This is a genomic window from Sinorhizobium sp. M4_45, from assembly GCF_002885915.1.
GTDB classification, from domain to species: Bacteria; Pseudomonadota; Alphaproteobacteria; order Rhizobiales; family Rhizobiaceae; genus Sinorhizobium; species Sinorhizobium meliloti_A.
Window position 1 is genome coordinate 106,787 of record NZ_NWVE01000013.1, and the last position, 16,796, is coordinate 123,582.

Sequence of the window (16,796 nt, forward strand, 5' to 3'; positions counted from 1 at the left end):
AGTAAAGGCTACGAGCTGTCGTCTCAATGACGTGACTCGGAGCGTCGTTACGCTCACGAAACATCGAAGCGCTCGAGCATCTTCTTGAGCTGAACGTTCTGCAGACGAAGCTTTTGAGCGAGCTGGCTCCTCAGCATTTTGATTTCTGCATCGAGTGTTGCCACTTCATCAAAGAACAGATCCCGTGAAGACGGGAGTTGCATGCTTCGACGATCCGGTGCGGTGACAGGGGTCTGTGCAGCCACCTGCGCGTTGGCTTTCTCCCCACGTTCTCGTCGTTGAATCCGTGCCTTCGTTTGCGACTTTGTGCTTACCGCGTATTTTCGTACCAACGAAGGCTCTTCGCCAACCGTATTGTCAGCTTCACGACGCGCCGGTGCGTGAGCTTGTGCATCATCGATCGGCGGTCTTATTATCTGCGCAACACTGTCACCACCTTTCCCCTCATCGGATGCACTCGACTCTTGATCAACTAGATTCGAACTGGGTAGAAGTGCGGACACATGTTCCACTTCGCTCTCGAGGGCCTTGGGATCGGTGTCATTGCCAGTCGAACTGTCCTGCGCTTTTGCCGACGCTCGACGCGACGTCAGTTGGACAATGAATTTCCATGGTGATTTCATAGTGATCCAACCTTGAGCACGCCGGACGGTGATCCTGCTGCCGCTGTCCCTTCCTCACGCCTTTCGAGACTGCACCGCCATCGCGGTAACGAGCCTAAGCAAACTGCCTGCCGTGGCATGCTCGTCAATGTCATGCCGATCAGGCCTTGTATCGATCAAACGCCGTCAGCCTTTTTAGGGGTGGGTCGCCTCTTCCCATTGATCTCCGATTGAGGAAGCGAGCTCCGCGGCACGCTGCTCCTCGTCGATTTCAATTCACCACGATTTCGGGCGTCCGTCGCCATCCGACCAGCGATATCCCCAAGCTTTAGATGATTTTTCATGTCGAACCGGCTGTGTTCGGCGAAGATGCGCACGCGCGAGCGCTGACTTGTCTTGAGAAGCACGCGATAGCTGCCGCTCTCCTCCAGCAACTGGGCCATGCTCTCGTCACCGAGCCGACTCCGCTCCCGCAGCTTCAGAGGCGGGGCAGCCTCACAAATCCATCATCGCCTGGCTCACACGGCGTGGGGCCTTGCGGCCACCATACAGGCGAAGGCATTCCTCGCAGTTGCAGCTGATGCCGCATTCCCAATGTGGCGGTCAAGCGACAACGACCTTCGAAGATACCGGCGCCTCTTGGCGGAACGTTTTCGAGCCTAATTTATTGGACAACTGCAGCGGAGTGACGTTGATGCCAGAGGAGGTGCCTTTGAAACGGACCAAACCGGAATCGAAGACAAGCAAGCGGCGATCGCCGCCTAAAAGGCCCATCGAAAACACAGACGGCAAAGACGACAAGGTCGTTAGCGATCCTCATCCAGGCTCCGTATCGGATGGAACCCACCCGGAAGCAAGCGAGGAGAAGGGTTGAACTCCTGGGTTCTGACGCCGCTATCGCCTTGTCGCGTCCCGCTTGCCGGAACGGGCGACGTCGAAAACTGCAGCGAGACGTAGCTGGCCTGGCACCATCGTATGGCCGACGGTAACTCCCTCCACCGGCCGCCCAGATGGGCCGCCCTGGCTGCAGGAGCATTACGTGTCCGGCATGCCAGTGGATGGCCGCACCTCACCATGACCGAGCGACGAAACATCCCGCGAAGCGTCTTGCACGGAATCACCGAGACATGCGCAGAGGCCCGGACATCATCGGTTCCCAGCGGCAACATGGGTGGGGAAGGAGTCCGAACGGCGCTGCGAATACGTTTCGAGCGGCGATTTCCTTTTCGCCTGATCCTGTGCTTGCCGATCAACTAGCCCTTGCAGGGCCAAGCCTCGCGCAACGCCACAGGCACGAGCAAAGCGCCTGCCCTGTGTCTCTCCTCTGGATAGTTGCTGACCCATCTGCAGACGACGTCGCGAACGTCCCCGTATGTCGCGCCTTCTGATAGGCAATAGTCAATCGGAGGACCTACCGTCGCATACGCATCGATAACTCCTTCGATGTAGGCCAGCGCGACGGCAGGATCATTCTCGCACCACCGCTCAATGTCGATGCCATTCGACGCTTGGGCGTCGGATGCAGCAGCCATCAGAATGCCAGCCGATGCAAGAGCGGCGATCTTCATCGTATTCTCGGTTGCACATTGGTTCAGCCGTAGCAAACTCGGAGACTGTTGGTGTCCTCGGCGGTCCATTTAAGTCAGTGTGCGGGTCTCCAGCACCATTCGCATGGTCTATGACGGGCTTAAATTGCAAATCGCTCGTGCCGCCTGCGATCGCAGACTTGATTTAAGATCGTGCTGGATTTCGACGAAGCGGCCGCACATGTTCAGGATCTCGCGCCTGTCTTCTGCCGCCGTCGATTCCTTCGATTTCTCATGGCCCGCAGCTGTTTCCAAAGATGCTCCATTGTTCATTACTCTACAACAAACCAAACTAGGTCGGCATATACATTTCTACATAGGCGGGCGATGCTATCGCGGCGACAAAATACGCGATCATCGGGCTGGCGATCGCCGGGCATGGCGTTCTCATTTATGGTCATAGCTCATGCCTTCCAAGAATTCGCCCGAAAGCAGACCGAGGAACGTGCTTCGCCACGTGTCGACCAGAACGCGTGCAATCGCCCCCCCGATCGTGCGCGCTGGCCTGTCGAATGTGGATCGAGGTTGCCGGCGCATCGATGGGCAATCCCTTCGGCTACGGCCAAAGGTGCCTTAGGCGTGGGTGCTGTTGAATATCCCGCACCGAAGTGAATATTGCCGCGTCCCAGCCGGCACGGTTGGCGAGTTCAACAATTTCCGGCTGATCGTCGAAGAACACCGGGCGCTCTCCCGGCTCAGTTCCAAGAGCGCGGTTGATAGCTTCAAAGAAGCGAAAGTCCTTCTTTGGAACGCCGATTTCGGCGCTATAGAATAGCCGATCGAAATGGCTGGAGAAACCCAGTTCGTTCCACAGGTACGCCGCTCTATAGTGCTCTTGGCCGGTCGCAACGAAGATTTGGGCTCTGCCGCGCTCACGGAGCTCCCGAACTATTCCGAATACATCGGGATCGAGCCTGGAGTCCTTCTCGAACCAGTAGCGCACGAAGTCGTCAACGCTCCCCTTGTAGCCGACATCGGGAAGAATGGCCGCCAAGGCCTGTTTCAGGTCACGACGTCCGGTAACGCATTCGAACATCGGCGAGGCAGATCGGTTGCCTGGCGTGCCAAAGAACAGGAGCTGAAACGCATCGCGGTCGACGCCCAGGTCGGCCTCGACCGTTGCATCCCACGGCTTGCGACGGGCAATATCGGCATGCCAGCCATCAATCAGCACGCCATCGACATCAAAGAAGACCTTCACTTGACCTCCATTCGGCCGCGACTGTTGGAATTCCCGATGCTCGCCTCTGGCAGCGAACTCGTTCTCCAAGCGGAATCATAATCGACCAGCAGGCTGACGTTGCGCTTTAAACCCAGCATCGCGGACGCTTCTCTTCGGGGGAGAAATTGCAGCGCTTTACGATCACTACCCGTTGAAGTACATCAGCCATGAAGTAAGCAGCAACTCACAATTTTATCCGCGCTGGGCCCATTCCAGCAACCGAAGCTCACGAGGACGCATGCCACGATCACAGTCGCGCCCCTACGCAATCTCGGACTTGCGTGATCAGCCGGGCTTCTGCCCCACGATTGCAGATCGTGTCTGGCGGACTTGGTGGCAAGGCGCCGGCCATCCGCTCGAGCATGTAGCCGACCACATGCAGGAAATGCTGGACGAAGGACCCCTGCCTTTCGGGCTCGTTGCGCACGAGGGCGCGACCTATCTCGGATCGGCCCTGATCATCTCCTGCGACCTGGAGGAGCGTCCGCAATACGCTCCATGGGTGGCGGCCGTATGGGTCGATGCCGACCACCGGCGTCGGGGTATTGGCAGGGCCCTTGTCCGCCGTGCAGTAGAAGCGACGTTCGACCTGGGCCATGATGTTGCCTATCTATGCGCCTTGCCGGAAAAGCGCTCATTCTATGAGGCATTCGGCTGGCGTCGCCTGGAAGAAAATGTCGGCCCGCATGGCCTCACCGTCCTCACCTTTTCGCGGCGCCTTTAGCTCGGTCAAAGCCAGCTTCCGCTCCCGGCCCAAAGCGGTCTAAATAGGCGACTTTGTGGATGCAAGGGAAAGCCAGAAGCAAGCGTTCTCGCTTCCGGCAAATCTCCTCGTCATCCAAATTTCACAAGGTTGAGTGCGGGGAGCGGACCGCCTGGAAACTGCACGAGCTTTCCGCCGACCGAGACCGGACCGAGATCGATCCCCGCGAAGCCCAGCTTGGCGATCAGTGCACCAACTTCGGCCTTCGACCTCGCCTCGTCTCCCGAGTAGAAAAGGACGCGGCTTCCACCCTCAGCGCGCGGATCACCAGAGAGCAGATGCGGAGGGAGATGGTTGAACGCCTTTACGACACGAGCGCCCGGCACCAGGTCTGTGAACACTTCGGTCGACAGCCGACCATTGAGTTCCGCTGGCTGGAAGAGAGGACGCTCGATGGGGTTGTTGGCGTCGATCACGACGCGCCCGGCCCAATCCGGAAGACCAGCCAGAGCCTTTGGCAACTTCGACCACGGCACGGCGACCAGGACGAGATCGGCCTTGGCCGCTTCCTCGATAGTGCCTGCCGTGATGTGTGGTGTCAGTTCGCGTACGAAGTCCCGAAGGGTGTCGGGACCCCGACTGTTCGCGATCGTTGCGGCGATACCGTTTCGCGCAAGCGCGCGGACGAATGCGGAGCCGATCTCGCCCGCTCCAATGATGCCGATAGACATTGGTAGTCTCCAAGTTGGATTGCTGATCAGGCGGTGAAGCCGCCATCGGCGACGATATCAGCGCCGGTTACGAAGGCAGCCTCCGGGCTGGCGAGATAAGCCACGACACTGGCGACCTCGTAGGCCTTGCCGTAGCGGCCGATCGCCATACCGGGGCCGACGATCTTCGAGACGGGACCTCCATCCGGGTTCATGTCGGTGTCGGTCGGTCCAGGGTGCACGGTGTTCACGGTAATCCCCTTGGGACCGAGATCGCGCACGAGGCTGCGGTTGAAGCCGGCGACAGCTCCCTTCGTCAGCGTGTAGAGAGAGGCTGTCGGGAAGGCCGCATAACGGATCATCGAAGAGCCGATATGGATAATCCGTCCGCCGGATTTCATGCGACGGGCGGCTTCCTGGGTTCCGACGAAAACACCCGTCACGTTGACCGCAATCATACGTTCGTAGTCTTCGAACTTGATCTCCTCGATCGGACCGCCGAGCGCGATGCCGGCATTGTTGACGAGGATGTCGAGAGAGCCGAACGCTTCCTCCGTCTTGGCCACCGCGGCCCGTACGGATTCAGGGTTCCCGGAGTCGGCATGGATGGCGATGGCACGACCGCCTGCGTTTTCGATTTCCTTCACGACCGCGGCTGCCTTCTCCGGCGAGGCGCTGTAGGTGAGAGCGACTGCGGCTCCATCTGCCGCGAGGCGCTTTGCAATGGCCGCGCCGATAGAGCGCGAACCGCCCGTGACGAGAGCGGTCTTGCCGGACAGTTTCAAAGAGGTGTTGGTCATTGCGTTCACTTCATTGCTTGGTTTCGATGGAGCGAATATCGCCTTCTTATTCCTCTATGATTAGACGGAATTGACTGTTATTAATTTCAAGCAATCGTTGAAAGATGCCTCATGGAAACGCTGGCAAATCTGGAATCCTTCGTTCGCAGCGCGGAACTTGGCAGCTTCTCTTCCGCAGCCCGCAGGATGGGGTTGACCCCAGCTGCAGTCAGTAGAAACGTCGCCGCCCTCGAAGCCAACCTGAAGCTCCGGCTCTTCCAGCGTAGCACGCGGAGTTTGACACTTACGGAGGCAGGCGAGCGCTTCCTCCATTCGGTCCGTGATCACCTGGAGAGCCTTCAAGGCGCGATTGCCGAGGCGTCAAATGAACAGGCCGAACCGGCAGGTGTGCTGAAACTCAGCATGAGTCCCACATTTGGAGTTGAGTATATTCTTCCGACCTTGCCCGAGTTCATGACCCGATATCCGCTGATCAGGCCGGAATGGATGTTCGAGAACAGGCAAGTTGACCTGATCGGCGAGGGATACGACGCGGCAATAGGCGGTGGTTTCGATCTGACGCCAGGCATCATTGCAAGGACACTGGCCTCGGCTCACATTATAGCGGTTGCCTCACCATCCTACATGCAGGACCGCATTCCGCCTCACGACCCATCCGGCCTGACTGAGCTAGGCGGGATCGTCATGCGTTCATTGCGGACAGGTCGAATCCGGCAATGGCAGATGCGAAACGTCGCAGGTGAAGAGCAGTCGGCGTCGCTGAAGGAAAGGATCGTCGTCAACGACCCGGCCGCAATGCGATCGGCTGCGGTTCTGGGGCTCGGCGTCGCCATGATCGCGAAACCGGACGCGTTGCCCTACCTGGAGAACGGGGAACTCGTCCGGTTGATACCTGCATGGTACGCGGATGCCGGTCCGATTTCGATTTACTATGCGAATCGGACCTTGCTGCCCACCAAAACCCGAGTGTTTATCGATTTCATAGGCGAGGTCTTCCAACGCGAGCGGTGGCCAGAACTGTTCGCAGGTACGCTGGGTTAATTTCCGCTTGTGGCGCATAGGTGCCCTTGGGCGCTAGTGACCTGACGTCGTTCCCTTAGACGATCAGAAGTCGGCATCATGTCCCGTCCTCGGATCGAGAATGTCGACCGTCTGGCCGAGGCGATCGCGGCAGTTCTGCCGTAGGAATACCGGGCCACCACGCCGGAACTGTCGTTGACGCAATCGGGGTTCACCGGATGCGTGGGGGGCGGCGATAGCGTGTGTGAGCTGTCAGAATTGAATGCCAGCGTCTGAGCGGTTGCTGACTTAGTAATGCGTACGAACCATCTGCTCCGTCGGCAATGCCGACATGATCATCGAGATCTTCTCCGTGGCGGCGGTCGCATTTCTCCCGCCGACGCTCGTCGCCCCGATTACGGCATGAACTTTGATGTGATGCCGGAACTCCAATGGCAGTTCGGCGATCCGTTCGCGATCGGCTTGATGATTCTTTCGGCCGTTATGCCGTACCTGTTTTTCAAGAGGCGCGGCTGGCTCTGAAGAAGCCGGAGATGAGCGTCGGTCGACTGGCCTTACATGCGAGGGGGCATAGCTCTTAGGCGGAGCTACGCCCACCTTGGCTCACGCCAGATCGAGGCAACCACCGCCTCTCAAAGGTGCTTGGCAACGCTGCAGGGAGTAATCTTGCGATGTTGCAGCCGCCATCGCGGTAGGTCAGGATCGTGAACCACACTAGCAGATGATCTCAGGCGTTCCGGTCATCTTTCGCGGGGAACTGCGGCGCGACCAGGTGCTGCCCCTTCTTCGCTGCGCGGTCTCCATGCCTTGTGGCCGTGGAGGCTGTCCGGGAACGCATTACTGGCGTCGTGAGATAATCCGCGGGGCGCATGGCATCCCTGCCCCTGTTGTGTCGGCGGCTCTGCTGTTCGATTGGAATTTGCACCGCCAGTAAGCCCTCAGAAAAATGTGCACGCGAATTAACCTGAGACTCCCATTGTGCGACGCAGCAATCGTCCCCACATCAACAGTTCAGGCCCAATTGGCGGCCGAGGAGACGGCATTGCTCAACAAGCCCCCACAAAATCACCGCTTGGTCGAAATCGCCGGGTTTGGCTCAAATCCTGGAACATTGAAGGCGTGGCTGTTTCTGCCGTCGATCATGGCCCCCGACGCCCCGCTTGTGGTTGCGCTGCATGGCTGCACACAGACGGCAGAGGGCTATGCAACTGGATCCGGCTGGTCTCAACTCGCAGAGCGACGCGGATTTGCGGTGCTCTATCCCGAGCAGCAGCGATCGAACAATGCCAACCTCTGCTTCAACTGGTTCGAGCCAGGCGACATCAGGCGGGATGCGGGAGAGGCGTTGTCCATCCGGCAGATGATCGGCCATCTCGTCCAGTCGCAAGGCATCGATCCCAAGCGCATCTTTGTCACAGGCCTGTCAGCAGGCGGCGCAATGGCGAACGTCATGCTGTCGACCTATCCCGACATATTTGCGGGCGGCGCAATCATCAGCGGGCTGCCTTATGGTGTGGCAGGCACGGTCGCTGAGGCGTTCGAGCGAATGCAAGGCCGCAATCCGCCGACTGTCTCCAGGCTTCAGTCCGTACTCAAGAGCGCATCGAACCACAAGGGGCTCTGGCCTTCGATTTCGATCTGGCACGGGACGCATGACCAGACGGTCCGACCCGGGAACGCGGACCAGATCGTCAAGCAATGGTCCGGCGTTCACGGCCTCGCCACGGAGCCAACTCGGAGCGAGTTGATACACGGCCATACCCGCAAACTTTGGCTCGACGCGAAAGGCAGGCAGGTCGTCGAGGCCTACTCCGTCAAAGGCATGGCCCACGGCGTTCCTCTGGCGACGAGCAGCGATGTACCGATCGGGAGAGCCGGTCCGCACATGCTTGAGACTGGGATTTCCTCGACTGTGCGTATCGCCCATTCATGGGGTCTGGCCACGGTGGCAGATGTAGAGGAGGCTGAGGCAGCCGGCAGTCTCGTCCGCCGAGAAGAACCCAATTCGGCGTCATCCACGATAAAGAAGGCATTGCACTACGCAAGGTCGCGATCGAACGCCGCTGGGACCGCTTCGGACGGCAGGATCGCCAAGGTCATAAACGATGCGCTTCGGGCCGCGGGTCTGATGCGGTAAGAAGATAGCCGCAAGGAGCATGATGGGCTTGTTGCGAACACAATCTGCCCCTATATGTCTGCCCATCGGCCTTGCTGGCGAGCGTCTGAGGATGTTCCCGGGGCCGCAAGTCGCTTGAGACTTTGACCACGGATGTACTGGCACTGGAATTGAAGCGATGTGAGGAAGGTCGGGTTTGCCCGGCCTTTTTTGTTGTCTGGCGAGCAGGCACAACATCACTTCCGAATTGCGGATCCGCGGCAGGAGGAAATCGGTATTGCGGGAAATTCCTGCTCGGCAGCCCAAAGCGGTGACGTCCGGCGCTGTTTCCTCATGTCCGCGACATGATGCGTGACGACTGTTTCAGGGCCAAAATATTCAAGGGACGCGCGGTACAGCCATTTGAACCATCCCGCCGCCGGCAGCGCCAATATCGGTCGGTCTTCAAGCACTCGGTAAACCTGAAGTCCAAAGAGCTGTGCGTCCATTCCGAGCGAGGTTCTTGTGCCCGTCATTAGGTGAGCGCAAACTGTCTTCCACCCTCCGGTTTCGGGAGATCAGATGATGACCTACAAAACCCTTCTCCTTGTGGTTGGTGTCAACCAGTTCGAAGGTGATCTTCGGGCAGCTGCGGATCTTTGCTCTGCGCACAATGTGCACCTCACAGTTATGCCCGCGGCAATGGCAACGCTGCCTCCGATCAGAGACTTTGCGGCTGTTTCATGGGACTACGACAGGACCAGTCACGTAGAGGAACTCGGGCAGGCGATCGAGCGAGCTCGGGACACTCTTAACAACACCGGCATTTCTTTCGATGTCCTCGGAAGATACGCAGATTCGATGCGGATAGAACACGATCTCGGAGAATGTGCTCGATATTCCGACATCACTTTAATCGGTCCAAGCCTGAGAGCGGATAAACGTCTGCGGCGCCTCATGATAGAAGGTGCCCTCTTCCATTCGGCGCGCCCGATCCTCCTTGCGCCCGATCTCCGATCAGCCAACTTGAAACCGAGGAAGATTCTTCTGGCGTGGAACTCCAGCGTCGAAGCCGTGCGGGCCGCACGAGAAGGGCTGGAGATGATGAGAGGTGCCGACGGCGTGAACGTTGTCCTGGTCGAGTCTCGAGCGGTCACGGCGGCAACCGAAGAATCGGGCGATCACATCGCTTCCTATCTGGCTCGCCAGGGCATCACGGTGACGATCGATCGGCTTCGAGGTGCCGGACGTCGGGTCGAAGACGTCCTCAACCAGCATGCGGTCGAAACGTCGGCCGATCTGATCGTCATGGGCGCGTACGGGCATTCGCGTGTTCGCGAGAAGGTCTTCGGCGGCGTTACTCAAGCGATGATCGACGCACAGGTTGTGCCCGTGATGATGGTTCGATGATTTTGACCCTGCACAGCTCTGGAATTGGTCGGGCTGTCGTCGCGACAAGGTCCAATCCCTCTGCGAGGGGCAAACAGGAAGACCAGCTGACGCCGATACGCGCCCGTACACTTATCGGAGGAATTGACTAGCTTACCGGAAATCCTATCCTATCGGTGCCAGACCGGGCCCCTCTGGCGGTCCTAGAGCGATCGCGATGTCGGACTGGAGGATTGTGGGCGTGAGCGCACATTTTGCCCCCGCTTAGGCGGTGGTGCTTCTCCACCCGCAATCCTTTCATAGCACGCGATTAAATCTCGGCGGTGAAAGGAGCGGCCCTTTGAACTCCCTTTCCATTGAGTTTGCGGGACAGACGGTTTGGCTCTGGCTTGGCTTCCTAAGCCTTATTGGCTGCCTATTGTGGATTGATCTCGGCATCGTCAACCGAAGGGACCAAATCATCTCGCCTAAAAAGAGCGCGCTGATGTGGGCCAGTTTTGCCACATTGGCCGTGCTGTTCGGACTGTATGTCGGTCTCCTCTATGAGCCAGATCCGCAGTATTACGAGATTCCCGCCGATCTAAACCGCCAGGCGGTCATCCAATACTTCACCGGCTATCTCCTCGAAACGGCGCTGGCGTTCGACAACATCTTCGTCATTTCGTTGATCTTCACCCACTTTTGCATCCCTCGCGAATATCAGCACCGTGTGCTGTTCTGGGGGATCATAGGAGCGATCGTGTTTCGCGGGATTTTCATCTCGCTTGGCGCCGCGGTCGTGAATTCGTGGACGTGGGTGCTCTACGTCTTCGGGGTTTTCCTTATCTACACTGGCTGGAAGATGATCACCGGACGCGATGCGGAGTTCACGCTTGAGGACAACAGAATTCTGGCCTTCGCCCGTCAACACCTGCGGGTGACAGACCAACTGTACGGCCACCATTTCTTCCTGCGCCTCCCGCATCCCGCGACCGGACACGCGACGCTCTACGCGACACCGCTCTTTCTAGCGCTGGCGATGGTGGAAACCGCCGATGTCGTGTTCGCCGTCGATTCTGTCCCGGCAATCTTTGCGGTCACGCGTGATCCCTTCATCGTCTACACCTCCAACGTATTCGCCATCCTGGGCTTGCGTTCCATGTACTTCATGCTCGCCGCAGCGGCGGCGCATTTCAAATACCTGAAGTACGGCCTCTCACTCGTGCTCGTTTTGATCGGAGCAAAGATCATCTGGAATTTTGGCCTCTCGAAAGAACTCGGCTGGGTGCCTTACCTCGCGCCACAGTGGGCATTGCTTGTGACCCTGCTCGTGATCGGGGGGGCCATCGCCTATTCCGTGCTCCGAACCCGCAGTTCTCGTATGACGCACAGGGGGTGAAGCGCCGGGCTGCCGGTGATGCTTACTGTGAGCATGTAACACCAGACGATGGAGGGCGCTGCCAAGCCAAGTCCCACAGACTTGTCAGTATTTGGACAGGTCCCAGGAGATATTGCTCCCCCAATCATGAATCCGACGGCAATCACGGATGATAAGAGGCCGACCGGAACTCGCCGTTACGGCGGCAGAAAACGCGCCTGGCGCTCCAGGCGGAAAGCCAGGTGTGCTGACTTCGCCCACTTTCGTGTGCAACAACAGGGTTGAATATGAACAGATTCTTGAAGGCAGTCGCAGGCTCGGCCGGCGCAACCGCGCTGATTTTTGGCGCTTATCTGGGTGTTCTCCAACTCACCGGCAATTTCCACGAGGTGCTGCCGGCGGAGCTCTACCGCTCGGCACAGCCTTCGGCCGCGGACGTCGCGAGCTATGCACGGCAATACGGCATCAAATCCATCGTGAATCTCCGGGGCGAGAGCAGCGAAGACTGGTATCTGCGGGAGGTCGATGCCGCCAACCGAGACGGCATCGCTCATTTTGATTTCCGATTGTCGGCTTCGAAACGGGTGTCGCTGCGGCAGGCGCGGCAGCTGATCGCGTTGCTGCAAACCGCACCTAAGCCGATACTCATCCATTGCCAAGCCGGCGCTGATAGAACGGGGTTGGCCGCGATGCTCTACCTTCAGCAGATCGCCGGCATTGATGAAGAGATCGCGGAGCGGCAGCTGTCGGTCCGCTACGGTCACATCGGCCTTCCTTACATTTCTGCAGCCTTTGCCATGGATGAAAGCTGGGAGTTCTTCGAAAAGGTCCTCTTCGGTCTGACGAGTTGAGTGCTCTGGGTCGCGCCCACTTCGCAGTCGCCCCGCAAGGATTGCCACGAGCTTGCGTCCACCGGCTGACACGATCAGGACTTGCGAGTGTCGTCCAACCGCGCCATGCTAGATTCCGACGAGCTCCGTGATCCGGTGGATATCGGGCACGTCGGAAATCGTACCGGAACCGGGAGGTTAAGCCGTGAGCATAAGAGATCGCCAGGAAGGCTTCGAAAAAAAGTTCGCGATGGACGAGGAAACCAAGTTCAAGGCGATGGCCCGGCGCAACAAATTGTTCGGCCTGTGGGCCGCCGAAAAGCTCGGCAAAACGGGCACGGATGCCGACACCTATGCCAAGGAGGTGGTGCAGGCAGATTTCGAAGAGGTAGGAGACAATGATGTGTTCCGCAAGGTGCGCACCGATTTCGATGTGGCCGGCGTAGTCCTCTCAGATACTCAGATCCGCAGCATCATGGATGAACTGCTGGCGGCTGCAGTCGAGCAAATCAAGAACAACTGAGCAACGCTTAACCCGACAAATTGCCCCGGGGGCACGAACAGCAGCGCCGTTCCTGCAGCGAGGCAGGAGGAGAAAATAATGGCCGAACCAAACCCCTGGCGACACATGGCAAGCGCGCCGAAAGACGGCAGTCGGATTCTGGTCACGATCCGCCCGTCCGAGCAGGGGGCGGCAGAAGTTGACCTCGTATATTGGTCGAATGGCGATCAGTTCGGTGCAGATGGCTGGCGCGCCTCTGATTCCTCGCCCGGCCGCATCATCGAATACGCCGAGCCGGAATTGAAGTGTTGGATGCCGATGCCCTCGGCCAATCTCGATCGCACCTCGATGCCCTCACCCTGGGAAGGCGAAGACGAGAGAGAGCTCGACGGATCAGGGATTTAAGGGTTAGCGCTGCCATGTTGCGGAGACTATACGCAGGGGTGGCGAAATCCGGTTGAGCTGTCCACTCTTAGGGAAAGCAAGGGTGGGCCTCTTGTCCGCACATGGCGCACACGTGCCGTTGGACAGCTAGTGACCTGACGTCGTTCCCTCAGACGATCAGCAGTCGGCATCATGCCCCGTCCGGACGTCGACTCCTATCCCTCGCCTTGAAGTGCGGGCGGCAATGCCGCCGATGAAGAAGGCCCCGGCCGCGCCGTGTCCGGGAGCCCCAATATGTAGCCGCTAATGTCGTGCCTCAACCGCTACCTTTCGTCTCCCGATTCGGCATCAAGTGCGCCACCTGTGCCGCTGACGGCGACACCTGAAGGAACCGGGTTGGGCTCCAAGTCGACCTTCGCCCAGGTAACTGGGCGACTGTCACCACCTCAGCCAGCGGCGTAGAAGCAGTCCGGTGGATTGGGAGCATGCTGAGGCGTCCAGCGGTGGTAGCGCCAAGGACCTGCGGCTGTTTTAGTGAGGCGCATCATCGCGGCCGATTCCAGTTTATTGTCTGCCGTTGAAGGTGAGCGCCAGCAGCGCTGCCGCGATGGCGATCGCTGTGACAAGGGCGGAAACCATTGGCCAGCCGAATGCGCCGGCAATGCCGGCGGCGGTGGCTGGGCCGATGATCAGACCAAGGTTATTGCCCTGCATAGCGAAGCCAATAGTGACCCCGACGAGTTCTGGACGTGGAGCTTTGCGCGGCGCGCTATCAAAGATCACGACGGGAATCAGCCCGCCGACCAAGGAGAAGACGACGCAGAGAGCATAGGCAGCAACGGCCCAAAGAACTTGGCTGAAGACACCGACCCCGCAAAGGGCCATGGTGCAGAAGCTGAAGAGCAGCAGTTGTGCCGCCGGGAAGCCGCGGGCGAGCAACTGCCCGCACACGAGATTACCAACGCCGCCCGCCGCTATTGCCAGCGCGCTGAGCATGCTCGCCGCCTCGTTGCTGATCCCGAGGCGCTGAGAAAGGAGCGACGGCAGAAAGCCGAATACGGCGAAGTAGGCGGCTGAGAACGCCGCAAACAACCCTCCCAATACCCAAGGCCCCTTCGAAACAAGTGCCTCGCCGATATCCTGACGGATATTCCGGTGTGGTCGAGAATGGGTGTCCGGCAGGCGCAGGCTCCACCCGAGAAGCAACGCAAACCCGACGAGGGTTGCAGCGTTCAAGAGCCAGAAACCACGCCAGGTTAGGAGGCTCAGCAGAGGCGCGGCCAGCATGATCACCGTGATGCCGATCGGCATGAAGGTTGCCCAGAGAGCCATGGCCCTGTCGCGGATATGATTTGGTGCTGCTGCGGTGATCAGAGCGGGTGCCGCAACGACTACGCAGAGGAAGCCTAGGCCTTCGACAACCCTTGTCGCGAGCAGCGTGACGGCGCTCGCCGATACTGCTCCGAGCGCCGAACCCGCCGCCTGCAGAAGGAGGCCGGCGACGGCCATTCGTTTGGCGCCGATGCGGTCGACAGCCAGTCCGATCGGTGCACCGACCAAGGCGCCAGTAACAGCGAAGATCGAGATGAGCCACGATGCCGTGGCGAGGCTGAGTGCCAGGTCCGCCTGCACAGCCGCAAGCGCCATCGGTGCCTTGCCGACCTGGAAGGCGGACACCACGCCCGCGCCTACGACAAGGACGATCCTGGGCCAGGCTGATCCGACCGCTGCGAACGGGGGCATGTTCAACGGACCAGCTCCGGCAGGCGCTGTCTGTGACCCAGCGTGATGGCAGCCGCGATCTCGGCCACATGTCTGCCTTGAAACCGGGCGCCGTCCAGTTCGTTGGCGCTGGGGCTTCTATCGCCGTGGTTTTCGTCCTCTGCCAGCGTGGAAGCGCCGTAGGGCGAACCGCCGGTGATCTCGTCCATGCGCATCTGGCCTTTGAAGCTGTACGGCAAGCCCACGATAACCATGCCGAGATGCAGCATGACGATGTGCGTAGACAGGATCGTCGACTCCTGCCCGCCGTGCTGGCTGCCCGTCGAGGTGAAGACGCTGCCCACTTTACCGACGAGCTTGTCCTCGGCCCAAAGGCCGCCGGTCTGGTCGAGAAAGTTCTTCATCTGGCTCGCCATGTTGCCGTAGCGGGTTGGCGTGCCGATGATGATCGCATCGTAATCGGCAAGCTCGGCGACGGTCGCAACAGGGGCGTCCTGGTCGAGCCGGTACCCTGACCTCCTGGCAACCGCCTCCGGCACGAGCTCCGGCACGCGCTTGAGCGCCACGGTGGCGCCCGCCTGTCCGGCGCCTTCCGCGACAGCCTTCGCCATCGCTTCGACGTGGCCGTAAGAGGAATAGTAGAGCACGAGCACCTTGGTCATCTGTCCTGATCCTTGCTTTGCACTGGGTGACACGAACGCGGGGGCGTTGCCGCGGTGCCGGTCAGCGCTGGTTGTTTTTTCAACGAATAGATGACATGGGAAATCGATCAGGATAATTGAGAAAGGATCGTTCAAGTCGATCGATGGAATAGATCATGCTGGATGCTCTTACGCTCGACCAAATGCGTATCTTCGTCGCCATCGCGGAGACGGGCAGTTTCCGCGCGGCCGCTGCGCGCCTTTCCCGCGTCCAGTCGGCGGTAAGCCACGCTATAGCGAATCTGGAGGCGGAGCTCGGGCTCAGTCTCTTCGACCGCTCCGGACATCGCCCGGTGCTGACGCCAGAGGGCCGTTCGTTGCTCAGTGACGCACGCGCGATCCTCCTCAAGGCCGATACGATGCGGGCGCGGGCGCGGGGCCTTGGTGAAGGAGTGGAACTTGGCTTGACAATCGCGCTCGATCCACAGTTCCCGCTCTGGCTCGCTGGTGCGGCGCTGAGGGAACTTCATGAGGCTTATCCCTCCGTTGCGGTGCGGGTGCTTACTGCATCGCTCGGAGAAGCGGTGCATGCGCTCAGGGAACGTCGTTGCGTGTTGGCGATCAGTGGCATCGACATTCCTGATCCACGTATCCAGCGACGGTCACTCGCATTTGTCACGCGCGCGGCAGTCGTCTCCCCGAACCACCCGCTTGGGCTTCGGGCTGCGGCAGGTGATCCGATCACGGCAGCGGACTTGGCCGATCATGTGCAGATCGTCGCAGAAGACCCCTCCCCACTTACGCAGGGCCGTGACTTCAATGTCCTCTCCCCGGGAACCTGGCGGGTCGGTGACAACATGACGAAGCATGCGCTGATCCGCGCCGGCATCGGCTGGGGAAACCTGCCGCTCTGGCTGGCGGAGCGAGACCTGGCGGAAGGTCGGCTCGTGCGGGTACCCGCCGCTGAATTCGGCCTGCAAGGCGAAACGCTGACACCCGCCTTCCTGATGCACAGCACCGATGAGCATCTCGGTCCCGCGGCACGTGCATTTTGCGACGCGCTGTTGCGGATGTCCGACCTGCCACAGGGTGATGTTGCGGCGGCATTGATTCAAAGTGAAACAACCGTAAAGAAAGCCCACGTTTGCAGGAACTCGCCGGAGTTATAATTTGTTCGCATAAACATTATAACAGAGCGCAGTTTTGAGCGACGCTGTGGGTAAATCGCCGGGG

17 protein-coding genes and 1 pseudogene are annotated in these 16,796 nt (G+C 59.5%); 10 read left to right on the top strand and 8 right to left on the bottom strand.

Features of this window, described 5'->3' with window-relative positions; all coding sequences use genetic code 11:
* Positions 1 to 53 precede the first annotated feature (53 nt).
* The 4 genes from CN933_RS28065 to CN933_RS28080 all read right to left on the bottom strand — a co-directional run bounded on the left by CN933_RS28065 (position 54) and on the right by CN933_RS28080 (position 3,389).
* Positions 54 to 623, bottom strand: a complete 570-nt coding sequence (locus CN933_RS28065; RefSeq protein WP_102763006.1) for a hypothetical protein — start codon at positions 621 to 623, stop codon at positions 54 to 56.
* Positions 624 to 778: 155 nt separating this feature from the next.
* Positions 779 to 1,045, bottom strand: a complete 267-nt coding sequence (locus CN933_RS28070; RefSeq protein WP_522954418.1) for a hypothetical protein — start codon at positions 1,043 to 1,045, stop codon at positions 779 to 781.
* Between the two features lie 810 nt (positions 1,046 to 1,855).
* Positions 1,856 to 2,170 (bottom strand): Rap1a/Tai family immunity protein, encoded by a 315-nt coding sequence (locus CN933_RS28075; RefSeq protein ID WP_018098172.1) that lies wholly within the window; start codon positions 2,168 to 2,170, stop codon positions 1,856 to 1,858.
* Positions 2,171 to 2,744: 574 nt separating this feature from the next.
* Positions 2,745 to 3,389, bottom strand: a complete 645-nt coding sequence (locus CN933_RS28080) for an HAD family hydrolase (protein WP_102763007.1) — start codon at positions 3,387 to 3,389, stop codon at positions 2,745 to 2,747.
* 259 nt (positions 3,390 to 3,648) lie between these two features.
* Here CN933_RS28080 and CN933_RS28085 point away from each other — a divergent pair, with 259 nt between their 5' ends.
* Positions 3,649 to 4,134 carry a GNAT family N-acetyltransferase gene (locus CN933_RS28085; RefSeq protein WP_102763008.1) on the top strand — a complete coding sequence of 162 codons (486 nt, stop codon included), beginning with the start codon at positions 3,649 to 3,651 and terminating at the stop codon, positions 4,132 to 4,134.
* A gap of 110 nt (positions 4,135 to 4,244) precedes the next feature.
* Here CN933_RS28085 and CN933_RS28090 read toward each other — a convergent pair whose 3' ends face one another.
* On the bottom strand, positions 4,245 to 4,844 hold the full coding sequence (locus tag CN933_RS28090) for an NADPH-dependent F420 reductase (RefSeq protein ID WP_102763009.1): 600 nt from the start codon (positions 4,842 to 4,844) through the stop codon (positions 4,245 to 4,247).
* Between the two features lie 26 nt (positions 4,845 to 4,870).
* The gene (locus CN933_RS28095; protein WP_102763010.1) at positions 4,871 to 5,623 is read right to left on the bottom strand and encodes a 3-oxoacyl-ACP reductase family protein; all 753 of its coding nucleotides are present in this window, start codon (positions 5,621 to 5,623) and stop codon (positions 4,871 to 4,873) included.
* Between the two features lie 111 nt (positions 5,624 to 5,734).
* Here CN933_RS28095 and CN933_RS28100 point away from each other — a divergent pair, with 111 nt between their 5' ends.
* The 8 genes and pseudogenes from CN933_RS28100 to CN933_RS28135 all read left to right on the top strand — a co-directional run bounded on the left by CN933_RS28100 (position 5,735) and on the right by CN933_RS28135 (position 13,221).
* Positions 5,735 to 6,664, top strand: a complete 930-nt coding sequence (locus CN933_RS28100; protein ID WP_102763011.1) for a LysR family transcriptional regulator — start codon at positions 5,735 to 5,737, stop codon at positions 6,662 to 6,664.
* A gap of 307 nt (positions 6,665 to 6,971) precedes the next feature.
* Positions 6,972 to 7,165: pseudogene (locus tag CN933_RS28105) on the top strand (CorA family divalent cation transporter); the annotation flags it as partial.
* Between the two features lie 424 nt (positions 7,166 to 7,589).
* Complete coding sequence (locus CN933_RS28110; RefSeq protein WP_102763012.1) at positions 7,590 to 8,780, top strand: extracellular catalytic domain type 1 short-chain-length polyhydroxyalkanoate depolymerase; 1,191 nt, start codon at positions 7,590 to 7,592, stop codon at positions 8,778 to 8,780.
* 543 nt (positions 8,781 to 9,323) lie between these two features.
* Positions 9,324 to 10,148 (top strand): universal stress protein, encoded by an 825-nt coding sequence (locus CN933_RS28115; protein ID WP_180980833.1) that lies wholly within the window; start codon positions 9,324 to 9,326, stop codon positions 10,146 to 10,148.
* 319 nt (positions 10,149 to 10,467) lie between these two features.
* On the top strand, positions 10,468 to 11,505 hold the full coding sequence (locus CN933_RS28120; RefSeq protein ID WP_102763014.1) for a TerC family protein: 1,038 nt from the start codon (positions 10,468 to 10,470) through the stop codon (positions 11,503 to 11,505).
* Between the two features lie 266 nt (positions 11,506 to 11,771).
* Positions 11,772 to 12,335 carry a dual specificity protein phosphatase family protein gene (locus CN933_RS28125; RefSeq protein WP_102763015.1) on the top strand — a complete coding sequence of 188 codons (564 nt, stop codon included), beginning with the start codon at positions 11,772 to 11,774 and terminating at the stop codon, positions 12,333 to 12,335.
* A gap of 184 nt (positions 12,336 to 12,519) precedes the next feature.
* Entirely contained in the window at positions 12,520 to 12,837 is a 318-nt protein-coding gene (locus CN933_RS28130; RefSeq protein ID WP_102763016.1) for a DUF1476 domain-containing protein, read from the top strand.
* A 78-nt stretch (positions 12,838 to 12,915) separates the two neighbouring features.
* The gene (locus tag CN933_RS28135) at positions 12,916 to 13,221 is read left to right on the top strand and encodes a hypothetical protein (RefSeq protein ID WP_102763017.1); all 306 of its coding nucleotides are present in this window, start codon (positions 12,916 to 12,918) and stop codon (positions 13,219 to 13,221) included.
* Positions 13,222 to 13,764: 543 nt separating this feature from the next.
* Here the strand turns inward: CN933_RS28135 and CN933_RS28140 are convergent.
* Positions 13,765 to 14,943 (bottom strand): MFS transporter, encoded by a 1,179-nt coding sequence (locus CN933_RS28140; protein ID WP_102763018.1) that lies wholly within the window; start codon positions 14,941 to 14,943, stop codon positions 13,765 to 13,767.
* 2 nt (positions 14,944 to 14,945) lie between these two features.
* Positions 14,946 to 15,584: an NAD(P)H:quinone oxidoreductase gene (wrbA, locus tag CN933_RS28145; RefSeq protein ID WP_102763019.1), complete on the bottom strand. Its 639-nt coding sequence runs from the start codon at positions 15,582 to 15,584 to the stop codon at positions 14,946 to 14,948.
* Positions 15,585 to 15,739: 155 nt separating this feature from the next.
* Here wrbA and CN933_RS28150 point away from each other — a divergent pair, with 155 nt between their 5' ends.
* Complete coding sequence (locus CN933_RS28150; protein WP_245425191.1) at positions 15,740 to 16,732, top strand: LysR family transcriptional regulator; 993 nt, start codon at positions 15,740 to 15,742, stop codon at positions 16,730 to 16,732.
* The last annotated feature ends 64 nt before the right edge of the window (positions 16,733 to 16,796 follow it).

What these genes read in the sequence shown, in the direction of transcription:
- CN933_RS28125 (WP_102763015.1), top strand. Translation starts at nt 11,772, where the DNA reads ATGAACAGATTCTTGAAGGCAGTCGCAGGCTCGGCCGGCGCAACCGCG.
- CN933_RS28065 (WP_102763006.1), bottom strand. Translation starts at nt 623, where the DNA reads ATGAAATCACCATGGAAATTCATTGTCCAACTGACGTCGCGTCGAGCG.
- CN933_RS28135 (WP_102763017.1), top strand. Translation starts at nt 12,916, where the DNA reads ATGGCCGAACCAAACCCCTGGCGACACATGGCAAGCGCGCCGAAAGAC.
- CN933_RS28095 (WP_102763010.1), bottom strand. Translation starts at nt 5,623, where the DNA reads ATGACCAACACCTCTTTGAAACTGTCCGGCAAGACCGCTCTCGTCACG.
- CN933_RS28070 (WP_522954418.1), bottom strand. Translation starts at nt 1,045, where the DNA reads ATGGCCCAGTTGCTGGAGGAGAGCGGCAGCTATCGCGTGCTTCTCAAG.
- CN933_RS28075 (WP_018098172.1), bottom strand. Translation starts at nt 2,170, where the DNA reads ATGAAGATCGCCGCTCTTGCATCGGCTGGCATTCTGATGGCTGCTGCA.
- CN933_RS28100 (WP_102763011.1), top strand. Translation starts at nt 5,735, where the DNA reads ATGGAAACGCTGGCAAATCTGGAATCCTTCGTTCGCAGCGCGGAACTT.
- CN933_RS28085 (WP_102763008.1), top strand. Translation starts at nt 3,649, where the DNA reads ATGCCACGATCACAGTCGCGCCCCTACGCAATCTCGGACTTGCGTGAT.
- CN933_RS28115 (WP_180980833.1), top strand. Translation starts at nt 9,324, where the DNA reads ATGACCTACAAAACCCTTCTCCTTGTGGTTGGTGTCAACCAGTTCGAA.
- CN933_RS28150 (WP_245425191.1), top strand. Translation starts at nt 15,740, where the DNA reads ATGCTGGATGCTCTTACGCTCGACCAAATGCGTATCTTCGTCGCCATC.
- CN933_RS28090 (WP_102763009.1), bottom strand. Translation starts at nt 4,844, where the DNA reads ATGTCTATCGGCATCATTGGAGCGGGCGAGATCGGCTCCGCATTCGTC.
- wrbA (WP_102763019.1), bottom strand. Translation starts at nt 15,584, where the DNA reads ATGACCAAGGTGCTCGTGCTCTACTATTCCTCTTACGGCCACGTCGAA.
- CN933_RS28110 (WP_102763012.1), top strand. Translation starts at nt 7,590, where the DNA reads ATGTGCACGCGAATTAACCTGAGACTCCCATTGTGCGACGCAGCAATC.
- CN933_RS28140 (WP_102763018.1), bottom strand. Translation starts at nt 14,943, where the DNA reads ATGCCCCCGTTCGCAGCGGTCGGATCAGCCTGGCCCAGGATCGTCCTT.